The organism is Maribacter luteus (assembly GCF_009674825.1).
In the GTDB taxonomy this organism is placed as follows: Bacteria; Bacteroidota; Bacteroidia; order Flavobacteriales; family Flavobacteriaceae; genus Maribacter_A; species Maribacter_A luteus.
This window is the reverse complement of the sequence record NZ_WKJH01000018.1, coordinates 68,902-83,658: the sequence shown is the minus strand read 5'-3', so window position 1 is coordinate 83,658 and position 14,757 is coordinate 68,902. Positions and strand designations below refer to the sequence as shown.

Here is a 14,757-nt window from a genome sequence, read left to right as displayed (position 1 = left end):
TAAAGTAAAATCATTTACACTATGCAGAATACACTTAAAGTTGGTTTTATAATCCTTGGTCTACTCTTGACAACATCATTTACCATTAAAAAAGATCAGATAACAAAACTGGTTACAGAATACAGAACCAATCCCATTGGCATTGATGTGGAAAAACCGCGACTGAGTTGGCAAATAAGTTCAGATGGCCAAAATGTTATGCAAACGGCATACGAAATTCACGTAGCGGACTCCAAGGAAAATCTAGTAAATGGGAAAAGCCTTATTTGGTCTTCGAACCGGGTAGAAAGTGATCAATCGGTAAATGTGGTTTATAACGGACCTGTATTAAAGTCAATGCAACGGGCGTACTGGCGGGTAAGGGTATGGAACAATAAGAACAAAGTTTCTTCATGGAGTTCCCCTGCATTTTGGGAAATGGGCATCTTGGATAAATCATTATGGTCTGCTTCTTACATTGCCATGGACGATATAACCACTGAGAAAAAATCACACCCTTCACAATATTTTAGAACCGAGTTTCAGGCCAAAAAATCGATAAAATCAGCCAAAGTTCAAGTAACCTCCTTAGGTGTCTATGAAATTTACCTGAACGGAGAAAAAGTAGGTGATGATCTTTTTACGCCAGGTTATACCAGTTATGATAAGAGATTGCAGTACCAGACTTATGATGTTACGAATATGTTGAAAAGCAACAACGCGATCGGAGCAATAGTCGGTGATGGTTGGTATCGTGGCAATATAGGATGGCAAGGTGACTATGCCTTTTATGGAAAACAACTTGCTCTATTTATTCAATTGAACATAATTTACAATGATGGCACAACCGAGACTGTCGTTAGCAACGGCGATTGGAAGGCTTCATACGGTCCCATCTTAGAGTCAGACATGTACAACGGTGAAAAATATGATGCTCGATTAGAGCTAGATGGTTGGGCTAATATTGGGTTCAATGATAATAATTGGGATAAGGTCGAAGTCCTAGACCATCCAAAAGATATTCTGGTTGCACCACAAGGTCCGCCAGTAAAAGCCATTCAAGAAATTAAACCCAAAAAACTGATTTCTACTCCCAAAGGAGAAACCGTTTTGGACCTAGGTCAAAATATAGTCGGTTGGGCGCGTATGAAAGTAAGAGGTCCAAAAGGGCACAAAGTCACCTTGAAATTTGCCGAAGTCCTTGATAAAAACGGCAATTTTTATACAACCAACTTAAGAGCTGCCGAAGCGACAGATATTTACACATTAAAAGGTGAAGGCGAAGAAATATTTGAACCTCATTTTACCTTTCACGGATTTCGTTATATTCAAGTAATCGACTATCCTGGTACCTTAAACCTAGATGATATAACGGGTGTGGTCATTCATTCCGAAATCACTCCTACCGGAAGTTTTACAACTTCCGACCCAATGATCAATCAATTACAGAGTAATATCCAATGGGGACAAAAAGATAATTTTTTGGATATTCCTACAGATTGCCCTCAACGGGATGAAAGAGCAGGTTGGACAGGTGACGCCCAGGTTTTCAGTATGACGGCTGCTTATAATTTCGACGTAGCCGCATTTTATACAAAGTGGCTAAAAGATTTGGCCCTAGATCAACATAAAGATGGGGTGGTTACCAATGTAGTGCCAGATATACTTAGCGCAAGTAAAGGTGCAGCTGCGAAAGGTGGTGCAACAGGTTGGGCAGATGCAGCAGTAATCATTCCTTGGACGGTATACCAATCTTACGGTGATAAACGTATTTTGGAAGAACAGTATAGCAGCATGAAAAAATGGGTAGATTTTATGGCCAAAAGTGCCGGAGAAGATTATCTATGGATCGACTATAAACATTGGCATTGGGGCGATTGGCTCGCTTACAATGCAGATAAGCCCGATTACAATGGATCGGTTACTGAGAAGGATTTGATCGCCACGGCTTATGCCTATTACTCCACCACCTTATTAAGTAAAATAGCTTCTATAATAGGTGAGAATGAAGATATGGTTACCTATGGGAGGCTAGCAGAAAATATTAGGGAAGCCTTTATTCAAGAATATATTACACCAAACGGCCGTTTGGTCTCCCATACGCAAACGGCCTATGCGTTAGCACTTTCATTTGATTTGATTCCCGAGAACTTAATTGATAAGTCTGCCGGGTATTTCGCCCAAGACGTAAAAAAATTCGGACATTTAACTACCGGATTTTTGGGTACCCCCCTACTCTGCAGCACGCTTTCAAAAATAGGTCGAGACGACTTGGCCTTTATGTTATTGAACCGAAAGGAGTTTCCTTCTTGGCTTTACCCAATAACCATGGGAGCCACGACCATTTGGGAACGTTGGGACACACAAAAACCAGATGGAACCATTATTGAAGGCATGAACAGTTTTAATCACTATTCATATGGTGCAATTGGAGAATGGCTCTATACACACGTAGGCGGATTAAGGATAGATCCGGAAAACCCTGGGTACAAGCATATATTATTTGACCCACATCCCGGAGGTGGATTAACTTCTGCAAAGGCTGAATTCTTCTCCCTTTATGGAAAGATAAAATCCGATTGGGAAATTAAGGAAGGAAAATTCCATTATGAAGTAATCATACCCGCGAACACTACCGCAACAATTACGCTACCGAAAGCTACTATTGAACATGTTTTACCCAACGGCAATAAGCCCAAGGGAAACATAAAGTTTACGATTAAGCAAACAGATAAAGGTGTTCAAGTTGAACTAGGTTCGGGCACGTATTCGTTCATATACCCGATAGATAAACTATAATCCTGAAAAATCATAAATTTCCGTAAATAAAAACCCCGGCTACTTACCGGGGTTTTTAAGTTTTCAATATTATTTGATATAAGGTGAATGAAAATCACGTAGATCATTATATTAACTACCAATATTAGTATGCTCTACAATACTACTAGGAATAAACCCTATCCGATAGGCTTGTGATAGTAATTTACTACCTTCTGGAGCTTCAAAAGGTTCTTGATAGACGGTCCAAACTTTAGGTATATTCCCATCTTTACCAATAATCTTATATCCCAATGAGGCACCTTCAGTAGCACAGTTAATCAAAATCTTATTATTAATTATTTCAATTTCAGGTTTCGAAGTTACAGGTTGCGTTTCTGCGCCATTCCACAACTGGGCAATCAACCCCCTTTCCGGAAGATTGGGCTCATCCTCAATCTCTTTAAGCCAACGATCCATTTCTGTTCGCAATTCTTCCAATTTTCCTTTAAAGGCAGGATCCTTGGCCAAATTATGTATTTCGTGGGGGTCGGACTTGCAATCATACAATTCTTCAGGGTCTTTTCGATTCCTGAACCAAAGTGATTGTATACTGTCCAAATTTCCTTCATCACGTAAACGCAATAATTCCTGCATTGTAGGTATTTTTTCCCTGTACCCAACGGGTAAATAATAACCTTGATCAGGTCTGTAATTTCGAATGTACTTAAATTGATCATCCCGCACGGCCCTGATTACGTCGGTAATCTCATCAAACCGATCAGCGGCAGCATGAATATATTTGCGTTCCTTACTCGATTTATCGACACCTAAAAAAGCTTGTCCTTGTAAATATGCGGGAGGCTCAATACCCACTAAAGAAAGAAGAGTGGGGGCAAAATCGACAAAACTGATCAATTCACCATCTTTAATCCCTGCATTGACCTTATTAGGGAATCGAATGATCATGGGAGTATTCAATCCTGAATCATAGATCAAGCGTTTCTCTCTAGGCAACGGACCACCATGATCTCCATAGAAAAAGACAATGGTGTTATCCAACAGACCATCTTCCTCCAACTGCTTCAATACCGCCCCGACTTGACGATCCATCTCAGCAATATTATTGTATAATTTCCACATATCGCGGCGCACCACGGGCGTATTGGGTAAATAGGGGGGAATGTTAAACTCTGTATCTTTTGGCAAGTGTACGGGTGTTTCTTCTTCAGTCATTCGTCCTGGACCCCATGTATAGGTTGTATCCCCTTCATGGTAATGCCTGGTTTCTATTTTTCTGAAACCATAAGGTTCAAATAATCCCGACTCATGCGTTTCGGTAAAATTGAATACAGAGAAAAAAGGCTGATTCTTATCGCGATTGCGCCAATGGGCATATGGCCCACTCTCATCCCATGCTGTTTTAGGGGCTTTAAATTGATAATCCTCTTTATAATTGTTTGAACAATAATAACCGTTCATCCGAAGCAATTCACTGACCATACGCACTTCGGGTGGAGGAACCGCGCCATATGCAGGCAAACCTGTTTCATTGGTATTCGAAGTAGTTCTCATATCATTCGCCCCAATACTCGTAGGATACATCCCCGTAGCAATTGCCGCTCTACTTGGAGCGCATACCCCAGAGGTAGAATATAAATTTGGATATACGACTCCTTCTTTTGCTAATCGACTTAAATTCGGTGTTACTATAGTCGAATCACCAAAAGAAGGAATATAAGCACCCATATCTTCGGTCACCAACCATAGAATATTAGGGCGTTGGGGCAACTCGTTCGTAGCAACTGACGAAGAAAAGTTTTTTGTTTCCTTGGTTTTGGATTGGCAGCTTGCCAATAACAAACAGCTAAGTGCAAAAAATGTTAGAATCTTAAACAAGACGAAATAATTTTTCATGTTAATTTAGTTTACGGGAATTTTTTTATTCAAGAATATTAAAAAGAAGAAAAAACCAATCAAATCGTCACTAAATATGATTTAACCAAGTTTCAGATATCATTTTGCAAGAATGTGTATTGAACACCGAAACTGGTAATCAGAATATGGCTTTTTGACATCTATAAAGGTAAAAAAAAACCAATACAATCACTGACAAGAGCTTTGATTATTATAATAATCCCATTTAAGAACTTCTCTCCTCTTATTGAATATAAACGACCATAAAAGATAATGCTTTTTATACATCACTGGATTAAATAAATACCCGAAAAAAAAATTATTTCCAATAATTAAAACTTCAATATCCTCTCCCCTATCATTTAAGGTTTAAAGTCAGGGGCAATGTTAAAACGCATAATTTAGAGAAGATTAGTAATTTGCTTTAAACAACAGAATTTAAGTTGTTTTTATTACTCAAAATTTCAGGACAGAACAGGATGGATATTATCCCTTTGAAACATAAGTTTGAAGAACATTATCTTAATAACATATAGCCAGCTTATGTCACGGCTATTCAAGTCAATACTTTAAAATATATTTCGATGAAAATGAGACTATTTACAGTTATCCTTTTTTGTTTTTCCATTATTATGGTAAAAGCACAAAATGAAACAGATGAAACAAAAAAACCCAATATCATTTTCATACTGACAGATGACCAGCGTTTTGACGCATTGGGGTATGCAGGCAACAAATTGATTTCTACTCCTGAAATGGACAAATTGGCCACTGAGGGAACTTATTTCAACAACGCCATGGTTACTACTCCCATTTGTGCAGCGAGTAGAGCCAGTCTTTGGACGGGACTTCATGAGCGCACCCATAATTTCAACTTTCAAACAGGGAACATCAGGGAAAGCTATATGGTAAATTCCTATCCAAGGGTATTGAAAGAAAACGGATACATGACGGGATTCTTCGGTAAATTCGGCGTTCGTTACGAGGGATTGGACAAACAATTTGACATCTATGAATCTTACGATCGAAACAACTCCTATAAAGACAGAAGGGGATACTACTACAAAACCTTAGGTAAGGATACGGTTCACCTAACGCGATATACCGGACAAAAAGCAATAGATTTCATAGCAGGGGCAGACAAGGAAAAACCTTTCTGTCTTTCACTCAGTTTCAGTGCGCCGCACGCTCATGATGGTGCAAAAGAACAATATTTTTGGCAAGAAGAGTCTGATGCATTGCTCCAAAACACCAATATGCCCGGTCCAGAATTGGCAGATGACAAATTCTTCGAGGCCCTACCAAAATCTGTTCGTGATGGTTTCAATAGATTACGATGGACTTGGCGTTACGACACCCCGGAAAAATACCAACATAGCGTAAAAGGGTATTATCGAATGATTTCGGGTGTTGATCGGGAAATCGCAAAAATCAGGGAAGAACTTAAGAGAAAAGGACTGGATAAAAACACCGTTATTATCCTAATGGGGGATAATGGTTACTTTATGGGAGAACGCCAATTGGCAGGTAAATGGCTCATGTATGATAATTCCGTTCGCGTACCATTGATAATTTATGACCCAAGGATAAACAAGCACCAAGATATCAATGACATGGTTCTTAACATTGACGTGACATCTACAATTGCGGATGTGGCTGGGGTTAAAGCTCCGGAATCATGGCAAGGAAAAAGTTTATTGCCAATAGTCGAGCAAGAAACCAACGAAATCAACAGAGACACGGTTTTAATCGAACATTTATGGGATTTTGAAAATATTCCTCCAAGCGAAGGGGTGCGAACGGAAGAATGGAAATATTTTAGGTATGTAAACGACAAATCCATTGAGGAACTTTATAATTTAAAAAAAGACCCACAAGAGATTAAGAACTTGATTGGCAAGAAAAAGTATAAAAACATATCCGATAAATTAAGAGCAAAACTTGAAATTTTAATACAGAAAAACAGCGACAAATATACTTCCCCACCTGTAGATCTAACCGTTGAACTTATTAGAGAACCTAGCACGGATGTAAAAATTTTTGATTTAAAACCTGAGTTTGGTTGGACAGTGCCATTAGAATCAAATTTCCAGTCGGCCTATCAGATTTTAGTTGCTTCAAGCAAATCGGGTATCGATAACAATAATGGGGACATTTGGGATAGCCAACGAGTTGCCTCGGGAAAATCAACAAATGTGGAATATGAAGGAAAACCTTTAGAAATAGGTAAAACCTATTATTGGAAAGTACGCATTTGGGATGATGAAAATCGTTTGGTCAATTACTCAGAAGCCCAAAAATTCACTACAGGAAAAAGTGATAGTTATATCATATCCACTGAGAATAAATTCATAATGGATAAGATCAAGCCGGAAAAGTTCGAAAATAAAAATGGTTTTTATTTTATGGATTTTGGTAAAGCTGCTTTTGCTACCATGGATTTCACATACCATGCAGAAACCCCGCACACTTTAACCATTAGAGTGGGAGAAATGTTGGATGGGCAGGGCAATGTTAACCGGACCCCTCCCGCAAAAAGCAATATTCGTTACCAAGAATTGAAAGTCAACGTAAAACCAGGACAAACCACCTATAGGATTCCTGTTCAAACTGACGAAAGGAATACAAGACCGAATAAGGCTATACCATTACCAGACGGATTTCCTCCATTGGTGCCGTTCAGGTATGCTGAAATTGAAGGTACCCAATCAGAGATTAAATCAAAAGATGTTGAGCAATTGGCATTTCACACCTATTGGGATGATAGTGCCAGTAGTTTTAAGAGTAACAATACGATCTTAAATCAAGTTTGGGATTTGTGTAAATATTCTATCAAAGCAACCACCTTTAATGGGCTATATGTAGATGGTGATAGAGAGCGTATTCCTTATGAAGCCGATGCCTATCTAAATCAATTGAGTCATTATACCACCGATCGGGAGTACGCCATGGCCAGGCGTACCATAGAGTATTTTATGCAGCACCCTACTTGGCCGACCGAATGGCAGCAGCATGTTCCTTTGTTGATATATGCCGATTATATGTACACAGGTAATACAGAGCTCATAGAGCGTTACTATGACGCCTTAAAACATAAGTCATTATATGAACTTTCAAATGAAGACGGCTTAATTACCTCTACTAAGGTAGATGCGGAATTTATGCGAAAATTAGGATTCCCCGATGGTTATAAAAAACCTTTGACAGATATCGTAGATTGGCCGGGAGCTAATTTTAACGGAAGTGAAACCAAAGGGGAACGCGATGGTTTTGTATTCAAACCTTATAGTACGGTAATAAATTCATTCTTCTATGAGAATATGAAAATCATGGCGGAATTTGCCAAAATACTGGGTAAAACACAAGAAGTCCTTGATTTTGAGCTAAGGGCAGCAAAAGCCAAAAAGGCTGTTAATGAGCAAATGTTCGATAAAGAACGTGGAATCTATGTAGACGGAATAGGTACAGACCACGCATCATTACACGCCAATATGATGCCATTGGCCTTTGGTTTGGTCCCAGAGGAACATTATAGCTCGGTAGTGGATTACGTTAAATCCCGAGGTTTGGCATGTAGTGTATATGGCTCCCAATTCTTAATGGATGGTTTGTATAATGCTGGAGAAGAAGATTATGCCCTGGATCTATTAGCAAGTACGGCAGAAAGAAGTTGGTATAACATGATTCGTATAGGTTCTACCATTACACTGGAAGCTTGGGACAATAAATATAAGAATAACTTAGACTGGAACCACGCGTGGGGAGCTGTGCCAGCCAATGTTATACCAAGGGGTTTATGGGGAATAAAACCAAAAACACCCGGGTTTGGGGTGGCCACGATTAAACCTCAAATGAGCAATTTAAAATCAAGTAGCATTGAAGTCCCTACTGTAAGGGGGACCATTAAAGGAAAATATACCCATAACGGACCACGACTTCAAACCTATATAATAGAAGTACCTGGTAATATGGTGGCCGAATTTTCATTGAATGGACTGGATGGTAAGGACTTGATTCACAACGGACAAAAAGTTCCGTCAGCTTTCGAATCGATTAGATTGTCACCAGGTGAACATACGATCCAATTAAAAATAAATTCATTTTAAATTTATATGAAACACCCCGTTTGGTTTCGTTTGCTATGCATTGTCTTATTTAGTCATTCTTTTTTTTCCTGTACCCAACAAAAAGAAGTAGGAATAGAAGGTGAACTTAAAAAATGGCACAGGATAACCTTAAATATAGAAGGGGTCGAAACCAATGAATTGGCAGCCGAAAATCCTTTTCTCGATTATCGTCTGGATGTTACATTTACCAATGGGGACAAAACATATATTGTTCCCGGTTTTTATGCTGCCGATGGCAATGCGGCCGAAACCAGTGCTACTTCAGGAAATATTTGGCAAGCAAGATTTACCCCGGATGCAACGGGCAAATGGCGGTATAGTATATCTTTCAAAAAAGGCAAAGGAATTGCAGTGGCCGACAGTTTTGAAAATGCGGAATCTGTAGGATCGATTGATGGTGAAAGGGGAAGTTTCAGTATAGTGGAAACAGATAAAACCGGAAGGGACAATAGAGCCAAAGGACGTCTTAATTATGTCGGGGAATCCTATTTAAAATTTGAGGAAACGGGAAAATACTTTATTAAACTAGGGGTCGATGCACCAGAGAACTTACTCGGTTATATAGATTTTGATGCCTCTACCAATGCTTTAAACCTAAGAAAAAATTGGGAACCCCATGCAAAAGATTTCGCTGAAGAAGCACAGCCTTTTGTCTGGCAAGGAAATAAAGGGAAAAATTTATTAGGCGCAATTAATTATTTAGCCTTTGAAGAATTGAACGCATTTTCCTTTTTGACCTTTAACGTAGATGGGGACGACCGAAATATCTTTTTCTATCTTCTGAAAAAACCTATTTCCGATTACGAAAAATATGCCAGTAACAAAAAGAACATAGAAGCATGGGAAACGTTTTTTCACAAGACCCGTTTGGATGTTTCAAAATTGGACCAGTGGGAACGTATATTCGAATATGCCGAAACCTTGGGCATGTTCCTTCATTTTAAAACCAATGAAACCGAAACGGACCACCTTATGGACAAGGGAGTTTTTGGAACGGAGGGAAAATTATACTACCGCGAACTCATTGCCCGCTTTGGGCATCACCTTTCGATGAACTGGAATCTAGGGGAAGAAAACGACCAACCTACCGAAGAAGTATTGAAAGTTGCCCATTATGTAAAACGATTAGACCCATACAACCATCATAGGGTACTGCATACATTCCCCAATAAAGATGGCCGTTACGAAGATTTCATTGGTGATAAGTCCCCATTAACCGGAGCCTCCCTACAATTAAGTGATTCTTTATTTACCGATGTTCATCCAAGGGTTTTGAAGTGGAGGGAGAAATCCAATGCAACAGGGAAAAAGTGGGCCTTGTCAGTTGATGAACCGGGCAAGGCGAATATTGCCTTACTACCCGATGATGAAGACTCAAAACATGATATGGCACGATCAAATGCTCTTTGGGGCACCCTAATGGCCGGCGGTTTTGGTTTGGAATGGTATTTTGGGTATTCAAGTCCAAATTCAGACCTAACCTGTGAGGATTTCAGAAGCCGCGACCTATTCTGGGACCAAAATAGTTATGCCTTACATTTTTTTGAGGAACAACTACCCTTCTGGGAAATGGAACCGGCCGATTACCTTATAAAAGGTGGCAAAGGTTTTTGCTTTGCTAAAAAGGATGAAGTTTACCTTGTGTACCTTCAAATGGGAGCTGAGACCATTTCCTTGGATTTGGGAAATTCAGGAAACACTTTTGAAATTAAATGGTTCGACCCAAGAAATGGAGGTGAAATGATGTATGGCTCCCTACAATCTGTGAAAAGCAATGGTGGCACCCGATTTTTAGGATATCCACCAAAAGAAATAAAGAAGGATTGGATTATTAAAGTAAGTCGAGATAAGAAATTCGGCACATGACTTATCGACCGGTTTTGGTCAACAAAACAAATAATCAAAAATGAGAATGAAATCATTCCTATCACTTATTATTTTTTTGATGGTATCTACCCTACCCCTAGATGCCCAATCACCTGAAGTAAATGTTCCTATTGCCGATAACCAATATATTACCATTGAACAGGACGATCTTATTATTGTCGAAGCAGAAGACTTTTACAAGCAAAGTAAATCTAACAAACGCCAATGGTATAGAACCACCTTGGATTATGCTCCTGTTGTTGGCCAGGATGATGATAAAAACCATAGTCAAAGTGCTAGTGGAAATACATATATCGAACTCTTACCCGATTCTCGGGTAACCCATGGGGATGAACTGATTCGTGGTGAAAACTTTTCTAATAAGGCAGGTGAAATGGCCGTGGTACACTATAAGGTCAAAATAAACACCCCAGGGCGCTATTATGTTTGGGTACGGGCGTTTAGCACTGGAAGTGAGGATAACGGTTTACATGTAGGAATAAATGGTGAATGGCCTGCCCATGGGCAACGTATGCAATGGTGCGAAGGAAAAAACCAATGGACCTGGGCAAGTCGTCAGCGAACTAAAGAGGATCATTGCGGTATTCCCCATGAGATTTATTTGGATATTACTGCAAAAGGAATCCATGACATTCAATTTAGCATGCGCGAAGATGGTTTTGAATTCGATAAGTTTATTTTGACCAAAAACAGGAATTTCTTTCCAACAGAAAACCTCGAAAATGAGTTGCCTTCAACATGGCTAGGTTCTGAGATAGGCCAACCAAAAATCAACCCTCCAATAGGCCGTATTGCTATTGTTGCAGATGGCAATTCCCCTGATCCGGATGACCTAGGTGGAACAGCTGTTTCTATCGCATTACTAAGAGCTACCGGTCTAGAAAAGCGATTGGTACATTATTCCCATAGCTGTGATTTAAAAAGGGTAGAAAGGATTTCTGAAGCAGCAGAAAAAGAACGTCACGCCTTAATGCAAAGCGCATGCGATGTTACGGCAAGGCGTTGGGGTGGTTTTGAAGATTTGACTTTCTTCGATGCTAAATGGCAACAAGAACAAACCATCAATGATTTAAGTAAAGCAATTAACACATCATCTGAAAATGACCCACTCTGGATCATTGAAGCCGGAGAGCCGGATATCATAGGATTTGCATTGGAGGCCTCTGATAATTCAAAACATAAATATGTTAAAGTAATAACACACCATCCTGCAAATGATGATTCCGGTGATTATTATACGTGGCAACAGATTTTGGATTTTGGGATAGAGGAAGTCCGCATCCCCGATCAAAATGTGAATTTAAAGGTGCCAATTGAAAAATGGGATTGGGCAAAAAACCACCCAGACCCAAGAATACAATGGGTCTGGATCCAAGGAAAAATCGCAGAGGTCGATAATATAGTCAAATTTCAAAAAGGAAAATGGGATTGTTCAGATGCCGGAATGGTATTGTACTGGATAACCGGTGCTAAAGACGGGGGGCTGAAGTCAGGGACTGTAAGAGATGTTAAAACGATATTATCAAAATTTATTGATAAAAACTAAAATTAACGGCTATTAGGTTAAAACTTCATATTAAACATGGGAAATTCTATTATCCGCTATATTAAAAGAGGTATTTCAATAAACCAAGCCTTTCTCAAGATCATTAGGTTTGTTCTCTTTTTAACAATGATTACAGTAAATGGACAATCTTTACAGCATCCGGTAATTTATACCACCATGCATGAAAGAGGCCTGGTTTTGGAAAAAATTGAAAAATATGATTGGGCCAAAAGTATTGTAGACCAACTACATGAACACGTAGATAGCATCTTACTTATACATTTAGCGAATCCGTCAGCTATTTTAAATGAAATACCTGCATTAGCAACCAATGACCATGAGAACAAAGAACGCGAAGCTGGCCCATTAGCCACTGAACATAACAAAGTATTGTCTTTGGCCGCTAATGCCGGAGCACTCTATTACCTCACGGAAGATGAAAAATATGCACAGTTTGCAGCCGATATCTTATGGGCATATATAGATGTTTTGGCCCCTAAAACACCCAAAACCACAACAATTTGCGGATACGCTTTTTTTGACCCCAGAACCACCTACGCCCCATTTGCCGTTGCCTATGATTTTATTTATGATTATTTAAAACAGAAAAATGTAAAAGTTTTTAGTAGAACCAAAGGACATCAAGTTGCTTTTGACAATAGCAAGGCTCAAAAAGCAATTGCCAATATGGTTGGCAATGTTTTACAAGAGTATGGAAAGCCAGATGTACACGGCAAGACAATTTCCAATCACCCCATACTTACTGCACCGGGAGCACTGTTCGGAATTTTATGTATTGAAGATGACACGGAACGTGAGCGTTTGTTCCAGGTTTTTTGGGAAAAGGGCACAGCGCACCAGAATTCGTTCAAGCATACCATATTACCTATGTTCTCAGGGCAAGGCATTTGGCCAGAATCACTTAGCTATAGTTTTATGCCCATTATCACTATGGTATTGAACATCGTTGACCGTATAAAACCCGATATGGAGGTAACGGCCGACTATCAACATATTTTTGAGGGAAATTTTTTATTTGATTATTTAAGGCACCCCAATAGAACCTTCGTCCGCTACGGGGACTCAAAACGCTATAATGACGGCACAGGTAATCTGTATCGATATACGTTGAACCTTGCGACAAGAAAAGGATATAAAAAACTACAACGGAAAGCGGAACTTGCTCTTAAGAATTCATATGAGGCCAATGGTGGTTACCATCCGAATATAGCTACGGACAATATCTTCAATAATTACAAACCCTTACAGCTATTTTGGGGACAACCCATACCCAAAACAATTGAAGGTTCTGTTGATTTAAACAAAGCCACTGTAATTGTTGACCACGCAGGTATTGCCGTACAACGTAACTATGTTGAAGAAAACAATGAAGCTTACGGACTGTGTGGTATCATTGGAGGGGCTCATTATGTGCACTCACACCTTACAGGAATAAGTATGGAGTTATACGGCGCAGGCTACATAATGTCTGCCAATGCCGGGCTCCCCCCTACTGTCAGGGAACGTAAAATACCATTGCATGAACATTATTTTAGGTTATATGCAGGCAATAACACCGTAGTCGTTAACGGCACGTCACATGGACGGGACGAAGGTTCATGGAAGGGCGGGGCTAATGTTTGGCAGAATAAAACGGTAAATATTGCCGCAGAACCCAAGCATTTGGAAGAAAGAATATCCAAAGAGTTCAATTTCGCCACTCAATTCTTGGATGATACCGTAAACAATGTAAAACAAGAACGTACCTTAAGTATTATAAGAACTAGTGCAACTACGGGATATTATTTTGATATGTTTCGCTCTAAATCCAATGATGAAAATAAATTTCATGATTATGTCTATCATAACATTGGCGACAAAACCCAAATCAGTGGTTTTAATGATCGAAAGCTATCATTGAAAAAGACCGATCGCTACCAAAACGATATTGGCGATGTGGTTAAATCTCCTGGTTGGCGTTATTATGAGAATACAAAGTCTACAAAAGCCACTAAGAAAGGTATGAAAATTCGATTTGACATTGAATACGATGATCGATACATGCATCTTTTTATACCTGAAGGAGTGTCCAGGAAATATACCAAAGCCTTGGCACCTCCAACTCGTGAAGCAAAAAATGGGTATATAAATAAAAAGACCCAAGTATTGGCCATTCGACAAAAGGGCGAAGCTTGGGACCGACCCTACATTGGTATTTTTGAACCGTCCACCAAAAAAAATACCAGTGTGCAAAAAGTGGATCCTTTATGGGATCAGGATAAGGTAATCGGTGCTGTAGTAACATCCAAAGTTGAAGATTCGCTTATAACCGACATTATCATTGTACAGGACAGGGACAATGCCATTTATAAAAATGATAAATTGAACCTGTACTTCAAAGGGCGATTCGGGATTGTACGTAAGACCGTCGTTAAAAACACTTCCAAAGTCACCCTTTACATAGGGCAAGGTGAACTACTTAAGTTCAATACACAGGAGCTGAGATCCAACCAAGAACAAAAAGGAATATTAAGAAACCTATAA

General features: G+C 39.4%; 6 protein-coding genes. 5 read left to right on the top strand and 1 reads right to left on the bottom strand.

Annotation, left to right across the window (positions count from 1 at the left end; genetic code table 11):
• Positions 1–21 precede the first annotated feature (21 nt).
• On the top strand, positions 22–2,778 hold the full coding sequence (locus GJ691_RS11650) for a glycoside hydrolase family 78 protein (protein WP_154367048.1): 2,757 nt from the start codon (positions 22–24) through the stop codon (positions 2,776–2,778).
• Between the two features lie 111 nt (positions 2,779–2,889).
• On the opposite strand, the gene GJ691_RS11645 is transcribed toward GJ691_RS11650, so the two are convergent.
• The gene (locus GJ691_RS11645) at positions 2,890–4,653 is read right to left on the bottom strand and encodes a sulfatase family protein (RefSeq protein WP_154367046.1); all 1,764 of its coding nucleotides are present in this window, start codon (positions 4,651–4,653) and stop codon (positions 2,890–2,892) included.
• 584 nt (positions 4,654–5,237) lie between these two features.
• On the opposite strand from GJ691_RS11645, the gene GJ691_RS11640 reads away from it, so the two are divergent.
• The 4 genes from GJ691_RS11640 to GJ691_RS11620 are packed head-to-tail and all read left to right on the top strand — an operon-like array spanning position 5,238 to position 14,757.
• Entirely contained in the window at positions 5,238–8,759 is a 3,522-nt protein-coding gene (locus GJ691_RS11640; protein WP_154367044.1) for a sulfatase-like hydrolase/transferase, read from the top strand.
• Between the two features lie 6 nt (positions 8,760–8,765).
• Positions 8,766–10,646 carry a DUF5060 domain-containing protein gene (locus tag GJ691_RS11635; protein WP_154367042.1) on the top strand — a complete coding sequence of 627 codons (1,881 nt, stop codon included), beginning with the start codon at positions 8,766–8,768 and terminating at the stop codon, positions 10,644–10,646.
• 46 nt (positions 10,647–10,692) lie between these two features.
• Positions 10,693–12,213 (top strand): hypothetical protein, encoded by a 1,521-nt coding sequence (locus tag GJ691_RS19630; RefSeq protein WP_218944436.1) that lies wholly within the window; start codon positions 10,693–10,695, stop codon positions 12,211–12,213.
• Between the two features lie 36 nt (positions 12,214–12,249).
• The gene (locus GJ691_RS11620) at positions 12,250–14,757 is read left to right on the top strand and encodes an endo-acting ulvan lysase-like protein (RefSeq protein WP_154367039.1); all 2,508 of its coding nucleotides are present in this window, start codon (positions 12,250–12,252) and stop codon (positions 14,755–14,757) included.

Coding starts and splice junctions, on each gene's coding strand:
- GJ691_RS11650 (WP_154367048.1), top strand. CDS start 22: ATGCAGAATACACTTAAAGTTGGTTTTATAATCCTTGGTCTACTCTTG.
- GJ691_RS11645 (WP_154367046.1), bottom strand. CDS start 4,653: ATGAAAAATTATTTCGTCTTGTTTAAGATTCTAACATTTTTTGCACTT.
- GJ691_RS11640 (WP_154367044.1), top strand. CDS start 5,238: ATGAAAATGAGACTATTTACAGTTATCCTTTTTTGTTTTTCCATTATT.
- GJ691_RS11635 (WP_154367042.1), top strand. CDS start 8,766: ATGAAACACCCCGTTTGGTTTCGTTTGCTATGCATTGTCTTATTTAGT.
- GJ691_RS19630 (WP_218944436.1), top strand. CDS start 10,693: ATGAAATCATTCCTATCACTTATTATTTTTTTGATGGTATCTACCCTA.
- GJ691_RS11620 (WP_154367039.1), top strand. CDS start 12,250: ATGGGAAATTCTATTATCCGCTATATTAAAAGAGGTATTTCAATAAAC.